The organism is Haloarcula sp. MBLA0138 (assembly GCF_055632455.1).
This window is the reverse complement of sequence record NZ_CM145746.1, coordinates 2,050,513-2,071,151: the sequence shown is the minus strand read 5'-3', so window position 1 is coordinate 2,071,151 and position 20,639 is coordinate 2,050,513. Positions and strand designations below refer to the sequence as shown.

The 20,639-nt window shown below is 68.8% G+C and carries 19 protein-coding genes; 12 read left to right on the top strand and 7 right to left on the bottom strand.

All coding sequences use genetic code 11. The annotated features are described in order from the left end of the window. The first annotated feature begins 8 nt into the window (after positions 1 to 8). The 4 genes from ACV7JO_RS10960 (at position 9) to ACV7JO_RS10945 (ending at position 4,541) form a co-directional block, all read left to right on the top strand. Positions 9 to 1,586, top strand: a complete 1,578-nt coding sequence (locus ACV7JO_RS10960) for a bacterio-opsin activator domain-containing protein (protein ID WP_470353449.1) — start codon at positions 9 to 11, stop codon at positions 1,584 to 1,586. A gap of 224 nt (positions 1,587 to 1,810) precedes the next feature. After that, positions 1,811 to 2,782 (top strand): phytoene/squalene synthase family protein, encoded by a 972-nt coding sequence (locus tag ACV7JO_RS10955; RefSeq protein WP_470353448.1) that lies wholly within the window; start codon positions 1,811 to 1,813, stop codon positions 2,780 to 2,782. A gap of 14 nt (positions 2,783 to 2,796) precedes the next feature. Continuing rightward, positions 2,797 to 3,519 carry a lycopene cyclase domain-containing protein gene (locus ACV7JO_RS10950; RefSeq protein WP_470355773.1) on the top strand — a complete coding sequence of 241 codons (723 nt, stop codon included), beginning with the start codon at positions 2,797 to 2,799 and terminating at the stop codon, positions 3,517 to 3,519. Next, positions 3,510 to 4,541, top strand: a complete 1,032-nt coding sequence (locus ACV7JO_RS10945) for a Brp/Blh family beta-carotene 15,15'-dioxygenase (protein ID WP_470353447.1) — start codon at positions 3,510 to 3,512, stop codon at positions 4,539 to 4,541. The genes ACV7JO_RS10950 and ACV7JO_RS10945 overlap by 10 nt, the downstream gene beginning before the upstream one ends. 18 nt (positions 4,542 to 4,559) lie before the next feature. On the opposite strand, the gene ACV7JO_RS10940 is transcribed toward ACV7JO_RS10945, so the two are convergent. From ACV7JO_RS10940 to ACV7JO_RS10920, 5 genes are all read right to left on the bottom strand, one after another. After that, positions 4,560 to 4,823: a hypothetical protein gene (locus ACV7JO_RS10940; protein WP_470353446.1), complete on the bottom strand. Its 264-nt coding sequence runs from the start codon at positions 4,821 to 4,823 to the stop codon at positions 4,560 to 4,562. Between the two features lie 85 nt (positions 4,824 to 4,908). Continuing rightward, complete coding sequence (locus ACV7JO_RS10935; protein ID WP_470353445.1) at positions 4,909 to 5,499, bottom strand: 50S ribosomal protein L15e; 591 nt, start codon at positions 5,497 to 5,499, stop codon at positions 4,909 to 4,911. A 423-nt stretch (positions 5,500 to 5,922) separates the two neighbouring features. Next, complete coding sequence (locus ACV7JO_RS10930; protein ID WP_470353444.1) at positions 5,923 to 6,690, bottom strand: IclR family transcriptional regulator; 768 nt, start codon at positions 6,688 to 6,690, stop codon at positions 5,923 to 5,925. A gap of 282 nt (positions 6,691 to 6,972) precedes the next feature. After that, positions 6,973 to 8,004 (bottom strand): zinc-dependent alcohol dehydrogenase family protein, encoded by a 1,032-nt coding sequence (locus ACV7JO_RS10925; RefSeq protein ID WP_470353443.1) that lies wholly within the window; start codon positions 8,002 to 8,004, stop codon positions 6,973 to 6,975. Between the two features lie 280 nt (positions 8,005 to 8,284). Next, entirely contained in the window at positions 8,285 to 9,085 is an 801-nt protein-coding gene (locus ACV7JO_RS10920; protein ID WP_470353442.1) for a class I fructose-bisphosphate aldolase, read from the bottom strand. A gap of 181 nt (positions 9,086 to 9,266) precedes the next feature. On the opposite strand from ACV7JO_RS10920, the gene ACV7JO_RS10915 reads away from it, so the two are divergent. From ACV7JO_RS10915 to ACV7JO_RS10890, 6 genes are all read left to right on the top strand, one after another. Next, entirely contained in the window at positions 9,267 to 10,694 is a 1,428-nt protein-coding gene (locus ACV7JO_RS10915) for an extracellular solute-binding protein (RefSeq protein ID WP_470353441.1), read from the top strand. 31 nt (positions 10,695 to 10,725) lie between these two features. Then, positions 10,726 to 11,658 carry a carbohydrate ABC transporter permease gene (locus tag ACV7JO_RS10910; RefSeq protein WP_470353440.1) on the top strand — a complete coding sequence of 311 codons (933 nt, stop codon included), beginning with the start codon at positions 10,726 to 10,728 and terminating at the stop codon, positions 11,656 to 11,658. Continuing rightward, positions 11,658 to 12,536: a carbohydrate ABC transporter permease gene (locus tag ACV7JO_RS10905; protein WP_470353439.1), complete on the top strand. Its 879-nt coding sequence runs from the start codon at positions 11,658 to 11,660 to the stop codon at positions 12,534 to 12,536. Before ACV7JO_RS10910 ends, ACV7JO_RS10905 begins: the two co-directional genes overlap by 1 nt. Before the next feature lie 82 nt (positions 12,537 to 12,618). Then, the gene (locus ACV7JO_RS10900) at positions 12,619 to 13,779 is read left to right on the top strand and encodes an ABC transporter ATP-binding protein (RefSeq protein WP_470353438.1); all 1,161 of its coding nucleotides are present in this window, start codon (positions 12,619 to 12,621) and stop codon (positions 13,777 to 13,779) included. Between the two features lie 63 nt (positions 13,780 to 13,842). Then, positions 13,843 to 14,493 (top strand): class II aldolase/adducin family protein, encoded by a 651-nt coding sequence (locus ACV7JO_RS10895; RefSeq protein ID WP_470353437.1) that lies wholly within the window; start codon positions 13,843 to 13,845, stop codon positions 14,491 to 14,493. Between the two features lie 9 nt (positions 14,494 to 14,502). Beyond that, a complete protein-coding gene (locus ACV7JO_RS10890; RefSeq protein ID WP_470353436.1) occupies positions 14,503 to 15,963 on the top strand; it encodes a rhamnulokinase in 1,461 nt (486 codons plus the stop codon). A 42-nt stretch (positions 15,964 to 16,005) separates the two neighbouring features. Here ACV7JO_RS10890 and ACV7JO_RS10885 read toward each other — a convergent pair whose 3' ends face one another. Beyond that, complete coding sequence (locus ACV7JO_RS10885; protein ID WP_470353435.1) at positions 16,006 to 16,779, bottom strand: SDR family NAD(P)-dependent oxidoreductase; 774 nt, start codon at positions 16,777 to 16,779, stop codon at positions 16,006 to 16,008. Between the two features lie 129 nt (positions 16,780 to 16,908). Between ACV7JO_RS10885 and dgoD the strand changes: the two genes are divergently transcribed. Further along, positions 16,909 to 18,060, top strand: coding sequence for a galactonate dehydratase (gene dgoD / locus ACV7JO_RS10880; protein ID WP_470353434.1), 1,152 nt, complete (start codon positions 16,909 to 16,911; stop codon positions 18,058 to 18,060). Between the two features lie 46 nt (positions 18,061 to 18,106). Continuing rightward, a complete protein-coding gene (locus ACV7JO_RS10875) occupies positions 18,107 to 19,135 on the top strand; it encodes an NAD(P)-dependent alcohol dehydrogenase (protein ID WP_470353433.1) in 1,029 nt (342 codons plus the stop codon). A gap of 143 nt (positions 19,136 to 19,278) precedes the next feature. Here the strand turns inward: ACV7JO_RS10875 and ACV7JO_RS10870 are convergent, their stop codons facing one another. After that, the gene (locus tag ACV7JO_RS10870; protein ID WP_470353432.1) at positions 19,279 to 20,487 is read right to left on the bottom strand and encodes an ABC transporter substrate-binding protein; all 1,209 of its coding nucleotides are present in this window, start codon (positions 20,485 to 20,487) and stop codon (positions 19,279 to 19,281) included. Positions 20,488 to 20,639 lie beyond the last annotated feature (152 nt).

Sequence of the window (20,639 nt, the reverse complement as noted above, 5' to 3'; positions counted from 1 at the left end):
GTCACCGAATGAAGGCACCAGAGACACTCGCGCACTCGACGCTCGACACACTCCCGATAAACATCGCCGTCCTCGACGACGAGGGGACCATCCTGTTCACGAACCGCGCGTGGCGGGAGTTCGCCAACGTCGACGGCCGCGAGATGCAGGGGGTCAACTACTTCGAGACCACCGACGTCGAGGCCGACGAGTACGCCTCGCGGGCGGTCGATGGCATCGAGGCCGTCGTCGCCGGCGAACGGGACCTGTTCACGCTGGAGTACCCTTGTCACACGCCCGAGGAGAAGCAGTGGTTCCTGATGCGGGCCGCGCCACTGCCCGACGGCTCGGCCGGGAGCGTCGCGGTCGCCCACATCGACATCACGCAGCGGAAGCTCGCCGAATTGGCCGCCGAGCGCCGTAGCGAGCAGCTACAGGCCGAGCGGGAGAAACTGCGCCACCTCGTCGACCGAGTCGACGGGCTCGTCCAGGCCGTGTTGGGCGACGTGGTGACGGCGGAGTCGACACAAGCCATCCGGCAGACGGTCTGTGACCGCCTCGCCGGCGTCGACTCCTACCGGTTCGCGTGGGTTGCGGAGTTCGACCTCCGGGACGAGACGCTCGCGCCGGCGGCGCTGTCGGCCGACCGCGACGGGGGGTTCTCGGTGTCGCTCGACGACGACGACCCGGTCGCCGTGGCCGCCCGCGAGGAGGAGCTACAGGTCCGCACCGGCGACGTGGGGACGGCACACGAGCGACTGGCCGACGGCCCGGTCGCTTCCGTCGCCGCCGTCCCGCTGGTCTCGGGCGAGTCGCTGTACGGCGTCCTGACGGTCTACGCCGACAGCGAGGACGTCTTCGACCCCCGCGAGCAGACGGTGTTGGGCGTCGTCGGCCAGACCGTCGCGGCCGCCCTCGACGCCGCGGAGACCAGCCGGTTGCTGACCGCCGACAACCTCACCGAACTCGAACTACAGGTCGGTACCGAAGGGGTGTTCTTCGTCGACATCGCCGCCGAACTGGGCTGTCGGATGGAGTACGGCGGGAGCGTCGCCGGCGAGGAGACGGTGATGTTCTTCCTCGCGGAGACCGACGACCCATCGGCGCTGTGTGCCGTCGCCGGCGACCACCCGCAGGTCAGCGCCGTCACGCACGTCTCGACGGCGGAAGACGCCGCGCTGTTCGAGTTCACCGTCTCGGACCCGCCGGTGGTCTCGGTACTCGCCGAGCGCGGCGCGGAGACCCGCGACATCGTCGTCGAGCCCGGGCGGGCGAACGTCACGGCCACGCTCCCGGCGACGACCGACACCCGGAGCGTCGTCGAGCACGTCCGGGACCGCTACCCCGGCACGGAACTGCTGTCGGTCCGGGAGCGCGACGAGCCGCCGACGACCCGGCGAGCCTTCCTCGCCACGCTCGACGACCGGCTGACGAACCGCCAGCTCACGGCGCTCCGGAAGGGGTATCTCGGGGGCTTTTTCGACTGGCCGCGGGACGTCTCCGGCGAGGAACTGGCGGCGTCGATGGACATCTGTCCGTCGACGTTCCACCAGCACCTCCGGGCCGGCGAGCGCAAGCTCCTCGAAGAGGTCTTCGAGGCGTGGTGAGGCGTCCGGACCCGCGACCGGCGGCCCGCGGGCCGCCCCGCCCAAAGCAGTTGGGTACACACCTTAATGTCGCAGTCCCCGTATTTTACGGCAGACGATGGGACGACCGTGACCCGCCGCCGGGGCGCACCGCTTCGCCGTCCCGACCGCATCGGGGGTCGCGCCCGACTGCCTCCCTCGCCCTCGAACCGAACCACTCGCCCACTGACCTGTCGCACATCTCAATGCACTCAGACAACATCGAAACGAGCAAATCGATCCAACAGGAGACCGGCCGGACGTTCCACCTCGCCACGCGCCTGCTGCCCGAGCGCATCCGACACCCGACCTACGTGATGTACGCGTTCTTCCGGGTGGCCGACGAGATAGTCGACCAGCCCGACGGTCCGCCGCCCAACGTCCAACACGAGCGGTTAGAGCAGATACGCGAGGCCGCCTTGGGCAACGCCGACCCCGAGACGACCGACGACCCCGCCGTGATGGCGGCCTTTCAGGAGCTTCGGGCCGACCACGGCATCCCCGACGAGGAGGTCAACGTCTTCGTCGACGCCATGGAAATGGACATCGCGCAGGCCCGCTACGAGACTTTCGACGACCTCCGGGAGTACATGCGTGGTTCGGCCGTCGCCGTCGGCAACATGATGACCGCGGTGATGGACCCGCCACAGGCCGAGGAGGCCCTGCCCCACGCCGCCGCCTTGGCCGAGGCGTTCCAGCTATCGAACTTCCTGCGGGACGTGCGCGAGGACATCCACGAGTACGGCCGGGTCTACCTCCCACAGGAGACGTTGGAGCGCCACGGCGTCACCGAGGAGCAACTGGCCGACGCCGAGGTCGACGACGGCTTCCGAGCCGTGATGCAGGCGGAACTCGCCCGCGCCGAGGACCTCTACCGCGAGGGCGTCACCGGCATCCGCTACCTCCCCGACGACTGCCAGTTCGGCGTCCTGCTGGCGGCGGTACTGTACGCCGAACACCACCGGCTCGTCCGCGACCGGGGGTACGACGTGTTGACCGAGACGCCCGAACTGACCCGCCGGCGACGCCTGTGGCTGCTGGCCCGGACGTGGTGGCACTGGCGGCGCAACGGCGACCCCGAGGCGACCTTCTACGCCGTCAGCGCCGTCTCCGAGCGCAGCCCCGCGGCGGCCCCGACCGACGTCACCGGGCACGGCCGCCCGACGTGGCGCGGGTGACCCCGCCCGCCGGCATGGCGGCGCTCACCTACCTCCAGTTCCACGCGTTGCTGGTCGCGCCGGCGCTCGCGGGCCTTGCGCTGACCGCCCGCTACCGCCTCGCCGACCGCCGGGTCGTCGCCTCGGGGACCGCGCTGCTGGCCGGCCTCGCGTTCGTCTACACGACGCCGTGGGACAGCTACCTCGTCGCCCGCGGCGTCTGGTGGTACGGCGACGGGACCGTCCTTGCCCGGTTCGCGCGGGTCCCCCTCGGCGAGTACCTGTTCTTCCTGCTCCAACCCGTCGGCGTCTGCCTGTGGGCCGCACGGTTCCCCGTCGACACGACCCCCTCGCTGGCGGTGTCGCTGCCGACGCGGGCCCTTGGGGCGCTGGCCGCCGGCGTTGTCGCCACCGCCGGCGTCGCCCTGCTGGCCGCGCCGTCGGGGCTCTATCTCGGCTCGCTGCTCGTCTGGAGCGCGCCTATCCTCGCCCTCCAGTGGGCCTTCGGCTGGCCCGTCCTCGTCGCCGAGTGGCGGACGGTACTGGTCGGGACGGCCGTCCCGACGCTGTACCTGTGGGTCGCCGACAGCATCGCGCTCGAACTGGGTATCTGGACGCTCTCGGACCGGTACACGACGGGGCTGTCCGTCCCGCTGCTCGACCTGCCCGTCGAGGAGGCCGCGTTCTTCCTGCTGACCTCGCTGTTCGTGGTGCAGGGGCTGGTCCTGTACGCGTGGCTCACCGACCGATGGGGGTGACACGCCTCGCGCCGGCGGCCCGCGCGACGCTCCGCCGGACCGCGCTCGTCCCCGGGTGGGCCGCGACCGCCCTGTTGGCCGCCGTGTTCCTCGCGGGCGTCTCCATCCCGCCGGCCGTTCAGTACGCCCCGCTGGTCGCGAGCGTCGTCTTCTTGGGGCTCCCCCACGGGGCCGTCGACCACCTCGCGGTCGCGCGTGCCCGCGACGAGCGCCCCGACCGGCGGGCCATCGCCCGCGTGTTCGGGCTGTACGCCGCTCTCGGTGGGTTCTACGCCGTCCTCTGGTTCCTCGCACCGGCGTTGTCGTTCGCGTTCTTCGTCGCCCTCACGTGGTTCCACTGGGGACAGGGGGACCGCTACGCGCTCTCGGCGCTGGCCGCCGTCGACCATCTGCGCTCGGGGCCACAGCGGGCCGCGACCGTCGCCGTCCGCGGCGGCCTGCCGATGCTCGTCCCGCTGCTCGCCTTCCCCGCGTGGTACCGCCGGGTCGCGGTCGACCTCGTGGCGCTGTTCGCCCCCGGGGCTGTGACGGCGCTGGACTGGGCGTTCCGTGCCGACACCCGCGCGGCGCTGGCGGCCGGCTACGGCCTGCTCGTCGTCGGGACGCTCGCGGTCGGCTACCGCCGCGCCGACGACCTGCGCGGGTGGCGACTCGATGCCGGCGAGACGGTCGGGCTCGCCCTCTTCTTCGCCGTCGTTCCCCCGGTGGTGGCCGTCGGCGTCTACTTCTGTCTCTGGCACTCGCTGCGCCACGTCGCGCGGCTCCTCGTCGTCGACGACGGGGCCGCCCCGGCGCTGCGGCAGGGCGACGCGACGGCCGCGTTCGCCCGGTTCGCGCGCGACGCCGCGCCGCTGACGCTCGCCTCTCTCGCGTTGCTCGCGGGTCTGTGGCGTCTCGTCCCGAACCCGCCGGCGACGGTCCCGGAGTGGGTCGGCCTGTATCTGGTTTTCGTCGCCGTCGTCACGCTCCCTCACGTCGCGGTCGTGACGCTGATGGACCGAGCGGAGGGCGTCCGGGCGTAGCCCGGCCCGCGGCGTCGCTCACCCCGCCGCGCCGAGGACGGTGCCGGTCGCCGCCAGCACCGCGGCGGCGACACCGAGCCACGCGGCGCGCTCCGAGACCGCGGCCTCCCGCTCGGTCGCCAGCGCGTAGCCGTTCGCCGCGGCGAGTGCGGCCCCGCCGACGACCGCGGCCAGCCCCGCCGCGACGCTGACGCCGTCCGCCCGCGCGACGACGAGGCCGTTGTAGGCGACGCAGACGCCGACGACCAGCGCCGAACACCGGTAGACGAACGCGTGGTCCACGGGAGATGGGTCTCGTGGCCCCGGGAAATCCCTTGTGCCGGCGGCGCGAGCGCCGCCGGCGAATCGAACGAAAGAGAGAACCGCGTTACTTGCCCTTGCCGTCGTTGCTGCGCAGCGACGGACGGGTCTTCTCGGCACCGGTGCCCTTCGTGCCCAGCCCGCGGTTGCGGCGGCCGGCACCGGTCAGGCCCCGGAAGACGCGGCTGGTCTGGTCGTCCTCGCATATCCAGTTGAGGTCGTCGTCGTTCTGGATGGCGGGGTGTTCGGGGTCGACGAGGATGATCTCGTGCCACTTCTGGCTGCCGTCCTCTCCGACCCAGTAGCTGTTCAGGACCCGGAGGTTCGGATAGACCCGCGCGGCGCGCTCCTCGGCGACGCGCTGGATGTCCTTTCGGCGCGTGATGCGGGTGACGCCCTGTCGCTTCGTCCGCCGACCGGCGGTGAAGCGCTGTTTGCGGGCCCCGCCCTTGCGGACGGAGACGCGAGCGACGACGATGCCCTGCTTGGCCTTGTAGCCCTGCGAGCGGGCCTTGTCGAGCCGCGTCGGGCGCTCGATGCGCTCGACCGCGCCCTGCTCGCGCCACTCCTGCTGGCGCTGCCACTGCAGTTCGCCGAGTTTGCCGTCTTTCGGGTTCTTCCACGCGTCGCGGATGTACGAGTACGCACTTCGTGCCATGTGTATCACCACGGGCGTCGTGTGGTTCAAGTCGCGGTCGGCGACTCACATCCCGACCTGCACACGCAGGTGCCCGCTGGTGCCCGTCGTCCAGCGAGTTGCCCGTACTTTCCCGCTCGGGGCCTTAAGCGGTTCGGAGCGGGACACGGTGTGTGAGTGGCTGCCGAGCAAAATCTGGAGGTGGATTGGTGGGTATAGTGAGGGGGAAGTAATATAAGAAAACAAAATACGGGAAACAGTAGTAGTCAAGAAATATCCAACTGCACTTTGGCAAAAATAGTAGAAAACTAGCAATAGGTACATACATAGCTGTAGGAGTATGGGCAAACTCGAAGAAGTCTAACCGAAATGGCCGACTACTCTCTTCGATTTCCGGCGGTGTCTCGCTCACTTAGTAACAGATGTACTTGTGTTATCGGGCGTTCATCCGCTGGTGAGTTCGACCTGAACCGCCTTCGCGGTACTGAGCACCTGCCCGGTTACGTCTTCCTCCAGATACCGGCGGTTCAGGCGCTCCGCGGGACCACAGACGCCGACAGCGGCGGCGCGGCCGTCACCGAGTGACTCCACCGGCGCGGCGACGCCGACGACGCCCTCGTACTGTTCACCTCTGCAGAACGCCACCCCGTCGTCGCGGATGCGGCGGATGTCGTCCCTGAGCTGGTCGGGGTCGGTGACGGTGGCGTCGGTGGGCGCGGCCAGCGGCCCGTCACCGAGAATCGCCTCGACGCGGTCGTCCGGGAGCGTCGCCAGTATCGCCTTCCCCGGGGCGTTGACGTGCAGCGGGAGCCGTTCGCCGACCCGAAACGGCGGCTCCCAGCCGTCGGGCGTCACCGCGACGCGTATCGGGACGCCGCGGGCGTCCTCGACGCCGAACAGCGTCACCGTCTCGCCGGCCGCGGCCGCGAGGTTGCCCAGTTCGCGTCTGGCCGCCCGGTAGACCGGCATCGCGGCCCGCGTTCGGTCCCCCAGCGCCAGCGGGCGCAGTGACGGCCGGTACTGGCTGCCGTTTTTGACCACGTAGCCGTGCGCGAGCAGCGTCGAGAGGTGGTTGTGGACGACGCTCTTGGCGGCGTCGACGCGCTCGGCCAGCGCCGTCACGCCCATCGGTTCGCCGCGCTCGACCAGCGTCTCCAACACCGCAATCGAGGTGCCCGTCGCTTCGACCGCGTAGGTCGGTTCGTCGCTCATACGCCCTCGCTACGGCGACCGGCGACAAAAAGCTGTTCACTAGAGCAGAACACACGGCCACTCCGTGCGCTCTGGGTGCCCGAGAAATGTAATGAACTATCAGCGATGTCTGGCTGTTTACGCCGACCGACGCACAGAAACCAACGTATTCTGCAGAGATGAACGCAATAGAACGCGGTGGCGGCCACCCGTAGTCGGCGCTGACGACAGGGGGCCTTCGCGGCGCTGTCGGCGTCGAGCCCATCGAAAACAGTCGCTACGGTGGTTCAGCTGCCGGCGCGGTCACTCGGCGTCGGGGACGACGACGTTCTTGAGGCCCTCGGCGTCGGCCATGCGGTCGAAGGCGTCCGGAAGTTCCGAGAGACCGATGCGGTCGGTGACGAGGCGGTCGGCGTCGACGCGGCCGTGTTCGAGCAGCGTCACGGCCCGCTGGAAGTCATCGGTGGTCAGCGAGTAGGAGCCGCGGTAACCGACCTCGTCGAAGAACACGTCGAAGGGGTTGACTTCGAGCGTCTCGTCTTGGCCCGGGACGCCGAAGACGAGCGTCGACCCGCCCTTCGCGGTGACGGCGTTGGCCTGCTCGATGGTCGGGACCAGCCCGATGGCCTCGACGCCCACGTCGACCTTCCCGCCGGCCGCTTCGGGGATGGCCGTCTCGGGGTCGACCGCCTCGGGGTCGACGACGGCGTCGGCACCGAGGTCGTCGGCCAGTTCCCGGCGCTCCGCGTCGAGTTCGGAGACGACTATCGGGGCCGCCCCGGCGGCGCGAAACGCCTGCAACAGCAGGAGGCCGATGGGTCCGGCACCGACGATGGCGACGCTGTCGCCCGGTGTCACGTCCACTTGGTCGACGCCGTGGAGGCAACAGGCCAGCGGTTCGGCCAGCGCGGCCCGCTCGAAGGACATCTCGCCGATGTCCTCGACGTTGATGGCCGGGACGCGGACGTACTCGGCGAAGGCCCCGTCGAGGATTGTGTCACCGGCCCCGCCGATGCTCGTGTTGTTCTCACAGAGGTGGGTCTCGCCGCGCTTGCAGTACGCGCAGGCGTTACAGGGCACTGTCGGGTTGACAGCGACGCGGTCGCCGGCGGCGAACCCGGTCACGTCCGCGCCGGTCCCGACGACCGTCCCGGCGGCTTCGTGGCCCGGCACCAGCGGCGTCTCGACGGGGAAGGTGCCGTGATACATGTGGTAGTCGGTCATGCAGACGCTGCACGCGCCGACTTGGACCAGCACCTCGTCGTCGTTCGGCGTCGGTCGCTCGCGCTCCTCGACGGCTATCTCGCCCACGTCGGTCAGTGTCGCCGCGCGCATTATCTTCGCGGCCTCCGGAGTCGCTCGTGGCTGGCCGCTGCGGTTCGCGTCTGGTCGCGGGTGTGGTGGTCGCGTCTCATGGTTGGTTTCGACCGGTGGTCGAGACGGTCCGCCGCGCCCCGCAGGACGGGTCGCCGGCGGGCGGGCGTCGCGCCGTGTCACGCGCCGCGTCGCTCGTCTCGTCGGTCCTCGCCAACAGTTGCGTATATCTCATATTAAAATCTTTCCACGACCACCCGGCCCGCGGTGGCTGTGTCACCGACCGGCGACGGGTCCCGATTCAGTCCCACACCTCGTCGACGGTCGCGCTGTCGTGGACGATGTCGCCGAGCGCGGCGACGGTGCGGGCCGGGTCGTCGGCCTTCCAGATGCTCCGCCCGACCATCAGGCCGCGCGCGCCGGCGTCCATCGCCTCGGCGACGGACTCCAGCGTGGCGCGGGTCGTCCCCGAGGCTGGCCCGCCCAGTATCATCACCGGGACGGGGGCGTTCGAGACGATGGGTTCGAAGGTGTCGACGCTCCCGGTGTAGGGCGTCTTGAGGATGTCCGCGCCCAGTTCCCATCCCATGCGCGCCGCGTCGGCGACGTAGTCGGGGTCGGTCCCCAACCGGTCGGGGACGCGCTCGCCCCACATCACCGGTTCGACGACCAGCGGGACGCCGGTCCCGCGCAGTTCCGCGGCGAGTTCGGCGACGTACGCGAGGTTCCGCTCGAACGTCTCGGTGTCGTCGCGGCCGAACACGAGGACGGTCTTGACCCCCGCCGGGTCGAGGTCACGCAGGAAGTCCGCGTCGAACGCCGGCGTCCAGATGTCCTCGCCGTCGTCCCGGCCGGGGCTGGTCGACCACGTCACTACGTCCGCGGTGACGACGACGTCGACGCCGGCCTCGTCGAGGCGGTCGCGGTAGCGGCGGGCGAAGTGGGGCCCGACGAGGACGCCGTCGGGGCCGCCCCGCAACACCGCGTCGAGCGTCTCTTCGGGTGTCTCGAACCCCTCGGGCGCGCCGAGGCTGAGTCCGTGGTCCAGTGCGACGACGACCGCGTTCCCCGACGGCGTGTCGAGGAGTGGTGGTGTTGACATCGGTCTCGACTCCGATATCGGCGCTGGGGTACAAAACGGTTCCCCGTGACCCCGGGCCGTGTTTCGGTGGGCGATCCGCCCAACGCCGTCGCCGATGGCCCGGTTCGACCAGTCGTGACGGCGGAAAGGGGATAGATTTATTATGGGGGATTCGGATATCTTTGGGACGAGGTACGAACATATGCCAAGCGAACGCAACAGACGGAACTTCCTGAAAGCGACCGGTGTCGGACTGCTCGGCGGCCTCGCTGGCTGTACCCGCGGTGGAACGGGGACGGAGACAGGCGGCTCGGGTGGCGACGGTGGCGGCGGCGACGGCGGGAGTACGAGCAGCGGCGACCTCCCTATCCCGCTCAGCGAGTACCAGAGCGCCGACATCGACTGGCGGCAGTTCGAGGGGTCGTCCATCAACATCGGGGCCGTCCAACACCCGTGGGTGTCGGCCGTCAAGCCCGCGGTCCCGGTCTTCGAGGAACTGACCGGCATCGACGTGGTCTGGAACGTCCTCCCCGAACAGCAGTTCCGGACCAAGCGACAGACCGACGTCAGCACCGGGGCCGGCCAGTTCGACGTGTTCTACATGGACCAGGTCGTCAACCAGTTCCGGAACGAGGGGTGGATTCAGCCCCTCGACCCGTATTTCAACGACAGCAGCCTGTACGACGAGGAGTGGTACCAGCCCAACGACCTCTTCGAGGCCTCCCGATGGCAGGCCCACGGCGGCGGCTACAGCGACTCGTGGACCGGCCTTCCCATCACCGTCGAGGTCCAGACCCAGTTCTACCGGACGGACCTCTACGACAAACACGACTTGGAGGTCGCCGAGACCCTCGAGGAGTTCCGCGAGAACGCCCGCGTCATCCACGAGAACGAGTCCGACGTCGTCGGGACGGCCGGCCGCGGCCAGAAGGGGTACGGGATGAATATCTACATCCTGAACACTTTCCTCCGCGAGTACGGGGCGAAGCTCTGGGAGAGTTTCCCGGAGAACTCCGGGCTCGACACCGAGGGCGTCATCAACGCCGCGGAGTGGTACACGAGCCTCCTGCAGGACTACGGTCCCGAGGGGGCGTCCACGCAGACGTGGTCCGACGTGCTCACCACGATGCAGGAGGGCCGGACCGGCCACATCGTCGCCGACGCCAACCTCTTCTGGCCCACGCTGACCGGGTCGGATTCCTCGGTCGCGGACCGCATCGGCATCGCCAAGGCCCCCCGGCCGGCCGACGGTTCCTTCTCGCCCAACGCGTTCAACTGGCAGATATCCACGTCGAAAAACGCCCAGAACTCCGAGCAGGGCTTCCTGTTCATGCTGTGGGCGACCTCGGAGCCGACCAACACGTGGATGCACCTGAACAGCAGCGCCGCGTTCTCCGTCCGCCGCTCGGTCTGGGAGAACGACGAGTTCCGCTCGCGCGTCGGCGACAACTTCGCGCAGGTCACGCTCGAATCGCTGGAGTCGGCGGCTCCGGACCCGTTCGACCGGAAGTACCCCCAGTGGGGCCAGCGCTACTCCGAGGAACTCCAGCGGGCCATCGCCGGCCAGAAGTCCGCGGAGGCCGCGATGACGCGGGCCGCCGAGATAGCCGAGGACATCTACAGCGAATGACCGCCCCCAGCACACGAGCCACAGCCAACACATGAGCACACCGACACAGACGGAGGCGGCCGCCAACGAGTCCGGCTCGACGCTGAGCGAGCTCTGGAACCAGTACCTCCCGTACTGGTTCATGGCCCCGATGGTGCTGGTGATGGTCATGATCACCTTCTTCCCGGGGGCCTACGACCTCTATCTCAGCTTCATCGAGGAGCCGACGCTGAACGTCTTCGCCGCCGAGTTCGCCGGTCTGAGCAACTACCAGACGGCCTTCTCTCGGGGCGGGGCGTTCCACTCCTTCGTCATCACCATCACCGTCGTCGTCAGCGCGCTCGCGCTGGAGAGCCTGCTCGGGTTCGTGCTGGCGGCGCTGGTCGCCGGCGTCGACTCCGGGCGCGCGAAGTCGTTCTACCGGGTCCTGTTCATCGTTCCGATGGCGGTCGCGCCGGTCTCGCTGGCGACCATCGGTCGCCTGATGCTGAACAGCGAGGTCGGCATCATCCCCTACATCATCACCACGGTGACCCCGTTCGCGGCACCGAACTTCCTCTCCGACGTGCCGCTGTTGACGGTCATCCTGCTGGACACGTGGAACTGGACGCCGTTCATGTTCATCATCTTCTACGCCGGCCTCTCGTCGGTGCCCGACACGCTCGTCGAGGCGTCGCGGGTCGACGGCGCGCCGCTGTGGCGGCGGTACGTCCACGTCATCATCCCGTACATGAAGCCCGTGGTGTTCGTCGCCATGCTCATCCGGCTCATCGACCTGTTCCGGACCTTCGGCGTGGTGTACGGCCTGACCCAGGGCGGTCCGGGGACGGCGACCCAACTGGTGAGTATCAACATCTACGAGCAGATGTTCATCAACAACCAGATAGGCGTGGCCGCGGCCATCGCCGTGGTCTACCTCGTCCTCGTCGTCGCGCTGTGTAACGTCATCATCGCAAAGGTCGGCTTCGAGGGGGTGTGGGACTGATGGCGACGACCGACGCCGACTCCGCGACCCGCAGCCAGCGCCTCGACAAGGACACCCGCGAGACGCTGGTGACGGTCGTCCGCCACGCCGTCTTGCTGACGTGGTCCGCCGTCGTGTTGTTCCCCCTGTACTGGCTGGCTTCGATGTCGCTGAAGCCGCCGGGACAGGCCAACGCCCTGCCGCCGGACTGGCTGTTCCTGCCGACCGTCTACAACTACATCCAGTTGGCCCAGCAAGGCGAGTTCCTCGCGGCGTTCGCAAACAGCGTGGTCATGGTGGCCGCGTCCGTCGTGTTGGTCCTGCTCATCGGCGTGCCGGCGGCGTACGTCCTCTCGCGGTACGACGTGCCCATGCAGCGGGACGTACTCGTGTGGATTCTCTCCTCGCGGATGCTCCCGCCCATCGCCGTCGTCTTGCCCTTCTTCATCATCTTCCGGGCGCTGAACCTGTTCGACACGCGCATCGGGATGGTGCTGATGTACGTCAGCATCAACCTCTCGCTGGTCGTGTGGGTGATGAAGGCGTTCTTCGACGGCATCCCGGAGACGCTGGAGGAGGCCGCCCGCGTCGACGGCGCGACCCGGTTCCAGTCGTTCCGGAAGGTCGTGTTGCCGGCCGCCAAGCCGGGCATCTTCTCGGTCGCCATCATCAGCTTCATCTTCGCGTGGATAGAGCTGCTGTTCGGGCTCGTGCTGACGAGCTTCAACGCGGTGCCGGTGACGCTGTACGTCTACTCCTTCATCGGCTCTCGCTCCATCGAGTGGTCGATGCTGGCGGCCGCGTCGACGGCGATGATACTGCCCGTGGTGATATTCCTCGTCGCGGTCAACAAGTATCTCGCCGCCGGTCTGAGCTTCGGCGTGGTGATAAAGGAATGACCGCGACCGCGACGGCGAACGGACGGTCCGCGAACCGCGCCCCGGCGGCGGGCGTCACCTGCCGCACTACGGAGGACGCATAATGGCTAGTATCACGATAGACGACGTAACGAAGCGGTTCGGCGACGGCAACGACTCCATCGTCGCGGTCGACGACGTCTCTCTGGACATCGACGACGGCGAGTTCGTCGTCTTCGTCGGTCCCTCCGGGAGCGGCAAGTCGACCCTGATGCGCATCGTCGCTGGACTGGAGACGCAGACGGAAGGTGACGTGAAGATAGGCGAGACGGTCGTCAACGAACTCGGGCCGCGCGCTCGGGACATCGCCATGGTGTTCCAGAACTACGCGCTGTACCCGAACATGACCGTCGAGGAGAACATGTCGTTCGGGCTGAAGATGTCGACCGACCTCTCGGACGACGACATCGCCCAGCGCGTCGGCAACGCCGCCGAGATGATGGACATCGACATGCTGCTCGACGACACGCCCGGGGAGCTCTCGGGCGGGCAACAACAGCGCGTCGCCCTAGGCCGGGCCATCGTCCGGGACCCCAACGTCTTCCTGATGGACGAGCCGTTGTCGAATCTGGACGCGAAGCTCCGGGCGGAGATGCGCACCGAAATCAACCGCCTCCAGAGCGAACTCGACGTGACGACGCTGTACGTCACCCACGACCAGACGGAGGCGATGACGATGGGCGACCGGCTCGTCGTCCTCAACTACGGCGAACTCCAGCAGGTCGGGACGCCCTTGGAGTGTTTCTACCGGCCGGCCAACCGCTTCGTCGCCGGCTTCCTCGGCTCGCCCTCGATGAACTTCTTCGAGGGCCGCGTCGAGGGCGGGACGCTCCGGGCCGACGGCTTCGACTTCGACCTGACCGAGCGGATGCAGGAGTCCGCCGACGGGCGCAACGAACTCACGCTCGGGGTTCGTCCCGAAGACGTCGTGCTCCACGACCGGGCCGACGCCGACCACGAGTTCGAGGCGACCGTCGACGTGGTCGAGCCCATGGGGAGCATCTCCTACGTCTACCTCCGGGCCAAGACGCAGGACCACGAGGAGACGTTCGTCGTCGAGACCGACGGCCAACGCCCCATCGCCGAGGGCGACCGCGTCCACGTCGAGATTCCCGACGCGGACGTCCACCTGTTCGACGCCGCCACCGGCGAGACCATCCACCAGCGCCAACTCGACGCCGAGGCGGAGGTCGCGCTGGAAGAGCGGATGCAGACCGCCGAGTGAGCGCCGCCGCCCTTTCGTACTGCCCGACAGACGACCGCGACGACCGACCAGAGACACGCCGACATGACCGACGACATACCCCACTCCGAGACGCGCACCGCAATCTGCGAGTACGGCCGCAGCCTGCTCGAAGACGACCTGACCACCGGCACCGGCGGGAACCTCAGCGCCCGCATCGACGAGGACCGCATCGCCATCAGTCCCTCGGGCGTCCCCTACGAGGACATCGAGCCGGCGGACGTGCCCATCGTCCGCACCGACGGCACCGTCGTCGAGGGGGACATCGACCCCTCGACGGAACTCCCGATGCACCTCGCGGTGTACGACCGCCGGCCCGACGTGGGCGGCGTCGTCCACACCCACTCGCCCTACGCGACGACCTTCGCCTCGCTGGGCGAGTCCATCCCGGCCTCCCACTACCTGCTTGCCTTTACCGGGACGGAGGTCCCCGTCGCCGAGTACCAGACCCACGCCACGGAGGCGCTGGGCGAGGCCGCCGTCGAGGCGCTGGGCGAGTCGTTCAACGCCACGCTCCTGCGCAACCACGGCGTCCTGACCGCCGACGCCTCCCTCGACGACGCCTACACCGTCGCGCTGATGGTCGAGTACTGCGCGCGCATCCACTATCAGGCCCGCGCCATCGGCGAGCCGGAGGTACTCCCCGACGACGAGATGGGGCGTCTGAGCGAGAAACTCGACGCCTACACCGAGTAACCCCGCCAGATGAACCACGTCGCCATCGACATCGGCGCAAGCGGCGGGACGGTCTATCTCGGCCGCGTGACCCCCGACGCCTTCGACGTGCGGGAGGTCTACCGCTTCGGCAACCGCCCCGTCGAGCGCGACGGGCGCTACGTCTGGGACCTCGACGCGCTCCGCGAGCGCATGGTCGACGGCCTCCGGGCCGCGGGCGAGCGGGCCGACGCCCTCGACACCGTCGGGGTCGACACGTGGGGGCTCGACTTCGGCCTCCTCGAAGACGGCGCGGTCATCCGGGACCCGGTCTCCTACCGGGACCCGGCGGCGACGGCCACCCGCGAGGCGCTGTTCGAGACCGTCGACAAGCGCCGGCTGTTCGCGGCCACCGGCATCACGAACTGGAACACGCCCAACACGCTCTGGCAGCTGCACACGCTCGCCAGCGAGGAGCCGGCCCTGCTGGACCGCGCCGACCGGCTGCTGATGATGCCCCAACTGCTGTCGCGGCTGCTCGGTGGCCGGGACTGCGGCGAGGTGACCGTCGCCTCGACCACGCAGATGGTCGACCCGGCCGAGCGCGCGTGGGCGACCGACCTGCTCGACGCGCTGTCGCTGCCGACGGGGTTGCTCCCGGAACTGGGTGAACCCGGTCAGCGCCTCGGTCCCGTCGCCGACGACGCCGCCGCGGGGCTCCCGACGACGCCCGACATCGTCGCCCCGGCCAGTCACGACACCGCGGCGGCCGTTGCCGGCCTCCCGCTCGACGACGACGCCGCGTTCCTCAACACGGGGTCGTGGTTCATCCTCGGCGTCGAGCGCGACGCGCCGGTCCGCACCGACGCCGCCTTCGAGCGCGGCCTCTCGAACGAACTCGGTGCCGACGGCAGCGTCCGGCTCCTGAAGAACGTCAACGGCTTCTTCCTGTTAGAGGAGTGCCGCGAGGCGTGGCGCGAGGCCGGCGACCCCGTCGACTACGAGACGCTGCTGTCGGCGGCGCGAAACGCCCCGGCCCGGGCCGCGCTCGTCGACCCCGACGCCGACGCCTTCGGCATCGACGCGCCCATGCCCGACCAGATACGCGACTACTGCCGCCGGACCGACCAGCCCGTCCCGACCGGCCGGGGCGGCGTCGTCCGCTGTCTGCTCGACAGCCTCGTCGCCAAGACGGCGCTGGAACTCGACGCCCTCGACGCCGTCGTCGACGACCCGCCCGACCGCATCGCCCTCGGGGGCGGGGGCGTCCGCAACGAACTGTTCTGCCGGTGTCTCGCCGACGCGACCGGGCGGCCGGTGACCGCCGGTCCGGTCGAGGCGACCGCCGTCGGGAACGTCCTGACGCAGGCGCTGGCCGCCGGGACGTTGCCGGACCTCGCCGCGGGCCGCCGGCTGGTCGAGTCGGCGTTCACGACGACGACGTACGACCCGGCCGAGACGGCCGGGTGGGAACGCGCGAAAGAACGGGTGCGCGCGCTCCCGGCTGACTGACCGGTCGGGACCGCCGCTCCGGTCGCCGCCGCCATCGACCCCTTACCGCGACGTGTACCCGCCGTCCATGACCACCGTCGACCCGGTCATGTACGAGGAGGCGTCCGACGCGAGGTAGACGACCAGTTCCTTCAGTTCTTCCGGGCGGCCCAGCCGTCCAATCGGCGTGTTCTCCAGCCACGTCTCCTCCATCTCGGGGTTCTCCGCCAACACCTCGTCGACGAGGTCGGTCCGCATGTACCCCGGCGCGATGGCGTTGACCCGGACGCCTCGGTCGCCCCACTCGACGGCCAGTGACTGGGTCAGCATCCTGACGCCTGCCTTCGTGGTGTTGTAGCTGGCCTGCTTCTGGGGGACGTTGACGTCGAACCCCGACATCGAGGAGATGTTGACGATGCGGCCCTCGCCCCGCTCCAGCATGTGCTGGCCGACGTGTTTGGCACAGAGGAAGACGCCGTCTAGGTTGACGGCGACGACGCGCCGCCACGAGTCGATGTCCGTCGTCTCGGCCGGCGAGTTCTCGACGATGCCGGCGTTGTTGACCAACACGTCTATCGGGCCGAGGCGGTCGGTGACCTCTTCGACCATCGCCTCGACGGACGCCTCGTCGGTCACGTCCACCTCGACGGCGACCACGTCCGTCTCCCCGTCGAGTTCGGCGGCCGTCTCGGCGGCCTTCTCGTGGTTCACGTCGGCGATGGCGATGTCGGCCCCCATCTCCGCGAGGCCGCTCGCCATCTCTCTGCCGAGTCCCTGTGCTGCGCCGGTGACGATAGCCGTCTCTCCGTCGAGGGAGAAACGCTCGACTACACTCATGCGAACAGTCGAATTACTCGCCGCCACCGTGTTAAATCTATACCCTCAGCCCGTCGCGCCGTCGTGTCCGCCCGCTCGTCCCGGCCCCGAGCCTGTCGTTTCAAGTGCCCGCTCGCCGTTACTCCCTCTATGCAAATCACCGACTTCGAACTGTTCGCCGTGCCCCCGCGGTGGCTGTTGCTCCGCTTGGAGGCCAGCGACGGGACGGTCGGGTGGGGCGAGCCCATCGTACAGGGACGGCTCGAAACCGTCCGGACGGCCGTCTCGGAGCTCGTCGAGGGGTACCTGCTCGGCGCGGACCCGCGCCGGGTCGAGTACCACTGGCGGAAGCTCTACCAGAGCGGCTACTTCCGAGGCGGTCCGATTCTGATGAGTGCCCTCTCGGGCATCGACCAAGCGCTGTGGGACATCAAGGGCCGGCACCTCGGCGTCCCGGTCCACGAACTGCTGGGCGGGCACGTCCGCGACCGGCTGCTCGTCCACCAGTGGCTCGGCGGCGGCGACCCCGACGACATCGCCGACTCCGCCCGGCAGGACTACGAGCGGGGCTACCGCGCGTTCAAGCTCAACAACCCCCGCGAGTTCCGCCCGCTGGAGACCGGCGCGGCCGTCGACCGCGCCGTCGAGCGCGTCGCGGCGCTGCGGGACACCGTCGGCGAGGACGCGCTGGTCGGCGTCGACTTCCACGGCCGCGTCTCCAAGCCGATGGCCGTCGAACTACTCCGCCGGCTCGAACCGTACAACCCAATGTTCGTCGACCAGCCGCTGTCGCCCGAACACAGCGACGGCTACGGCCGCATCGCCGGCCAGACCAGCGTCCCGCTGTCGACGGGCGAGCGGCTCTACTCCCGCTACGAGTTCAAGTCTCTCTTCGCCGACGACGCCGTCTCGGTCATCCAGCCCGACGTGACCCACGTCGGCGGCATCAGCGAACTCCGGAAGCTCGCGGCCATGGCCGAGGCCTTCGACGTGGCCGTCGTCCCGCACTGCCCGCTCGGGCCGGTGGCGTTCGCCGCCAGCCTGCAGGTCGGCTTCGCCGCCCAGAACGTCGTCCTCCAAGAGCAGGACCTCGGGCTGCACGACCCCGAGGGGAGCCAGCGCCTCCGCCTGCTCGAAGCGCCCGACACGTTCACCTTCGCCGACGGCTACGTCGAGCGCCCCACCGGCCCGGGTCTGGGCATCGAACTCGACGAGTCGTACATCCGCGAGCAGGCACAGACCGCGGTCAACTGGTACAGCCCCGTCTGGCACCACGAGGACGGGAGCATCGCCGAGTGGTGACCCCCCAGTAGCTAGGTTTTAGTGGGTCGATACCGTCCGTTCGGACATGCGAACCGCAGTGTTAGTCGAGCCGACGCAGTTCGAACTCCGCGACCGCGACCGCCCCGACCCCGGCCCCGACGACGTCCTCGTCGCCGTCCGCGACGTGGGCATCTGCGGGTCGGACGTTCACTACTACCGGCACGGTCGCATCGGCGACTACGTCGTCGAGGACCCCCTCGTCCTCGGTCACGAGAGCGCCGGCGAAGTCGTCGCCGTCGGCGAGAACGTCACCGCCCACGAACCCGGCGACCGCGTCGCTCTCGAACCGGGTGTCCCCTGTCGCCGGTGTGCCCACTGCAAGCGCGGCGACTACCACCTCTGTGAGTCCGTCCGGTTCATGGCGACGCCGCCACACGACGGGGCCTTCGCCGAGTACGTCTCGTGGCCCGCCGACTTCGCCTACTCGCTTCCCGACGCCGTCTCGACCACGGCGGGGGCGCTCTGTGAACCCCTCTCGGTCGGCATCCACGCCTGCCGGCGCGGCGGCGTCGGCACCGGCGACACGGTGCTGGTCACGGGGGCCGGCCCCATCGGCCTGCTCGTGATGGAGGCCGCCCGCGCCGCCGGCGCGACCGACGTACTCGTCACCGACGTGGTCGGGTCGAAACTCGACCGCGCCCGCGAGCGCGGCGCGGACCGCGCCGTCGACGTGACCGAGACGGACCCCGCCACCGCGGTCGACGACTACACCGACGGCGTCGGTGCCGACGTGGTCGTCGAGGCCTCCGGCGCGGAGCCGTCCATCCGCGCCACCGTCGACGCCGTCCGCCGCGGCGGCACCGTCGTCCTCGTCGGACTCGCCGACGAGGCCGAGGTCCCCTTCGACGTGCTCGACGTCATCGACAACGAACTCGACGTTCGGGGCTCGTTTCGCTACAAGAACACCTACGACGCCGCCATCGACCTGCTCGCCGACGGGACCGTCGACGTCGAGGGAATCGTCGACTTCGTGGCCTCGCTCGACGACATCGACGCCGCCTTCCAACGAGCGATGGAGCCCGAGGTCGTCAAAGGGATGGTCTCGTTCGACTAGTGTCTGAGCCTCAATACTCGAACGGTCGAATCTGAATTCAGGTGCTGCTTTTCAGAGACAAAAATCGCAGCCGAGTCATATAATAACCATTACAACGCTGAAATATGACGAAGTAGTATCGAATCCGAGATTACCAGCTGCGCTCAGAACGCCCCTGTAACTACGTCTGCGACGCGCTGGCGGTCGAACAGCTGTTCGCTCCGCGGCGTCTCGCCGACCCCGTTCCACTCGCCGAACTCGTCTGGGAACACCTGCTTCGCGGCCATCTCGAGCTGGAACACGTTGTAAATGGGTCCCTGCAACGGCGAGCCGCCGACGTAGACGCGGTCGTTCTGAACGGCGGTGAGTTCCTGTGCGACCGGGTTGTCGGCGAAGAACTCCCGCATCGCCCGCGTCCGCTCCGACGGCTCGATGTCCCAGTTGTGGATTATCACGTCCGGGTCGACTTCGAGCAGCCCCTCGATGTCGTAGCTCCCCTCGTAGTTCTCCGCGTAGCTCTTGTCGCTGTCCGCGAACGCGTCCTCGACTTGGAGCGGGCGGTACTGCGCCTTGCCGTACCCCGGGACGTTGAGCTTGTACGGGGAGAACGACTCCTCACCGGGCGAGAAGACGAGCAGCCCGACGGACGGGCGGTCCGACGCCGGCGGGAGTCCCTCGGTTATCTCCGTGACCACCTCGTCCCGGAGCGTCTCGAGTTCCGCTGCGCGCTCCCCTTCGCGGTAGACGCTCGCCACCTTCTCGATCAGTTCCCAGAGGGTGTAATACTCGTACTGCCCGTCGTACCACTCCGGCGGGGTCGAGTGCGCTCGGCTCAGACGGTTTGCGAAGAACGGCGCGACGTTCGATTCGACCTCCTCGATGTCGGACGCCGACCACTCCGACCACCAGCGGACGTTGACGGGGTCGAGGTGGTGGACATCCGCATCGAGCTCGTAGAACTGCTCCTTGTCGAGCCCGTCGTTGAACAGGCCCGCGAGGTCGCTCGTATCGAAGGTGACGCCTTCGAGCTGGTCGTAGTACCCGGTGTAGTAGCGGTCCGGGAACCCCAGCGAGAGGACGGCGTCGCCGTGACCGAGGCCGACGAGCACGTCGGCCCACGTCGCGTCGTACAGCGTCGCCGTCTCGGGCGGGCGCTCGAACTCGACGGTGCCGACCGGCGACATCGTCACCGAGTACTCGTCTTCCGTCGTGGCCGTCCCCGCCCCCGCTTCGGTGTTCGTCCCCGCCGGCGTCGGTTCTGTGTCGGCCCGGCTCGAACACCCTGCCAGCAGCCCCCCGGTGATGACTGCGCCGCCGTATTTCATGTAGTCTCGCCGCGTCGGTGCCTCGCGTCGGCCGGAATCGTCTCCCATGGGATTAGGCTAGCCTAAAAAATTTATATGTTTTACGAATTTTAGGCGGGCCAAAAAATAGTCCCGGACAACCGCCAATGCCCGCCGTCCCCGTCTGCCTCGGGACACGAACTGGCCAGCGTGGCCGATTCTATATCGCGATATACGATTTA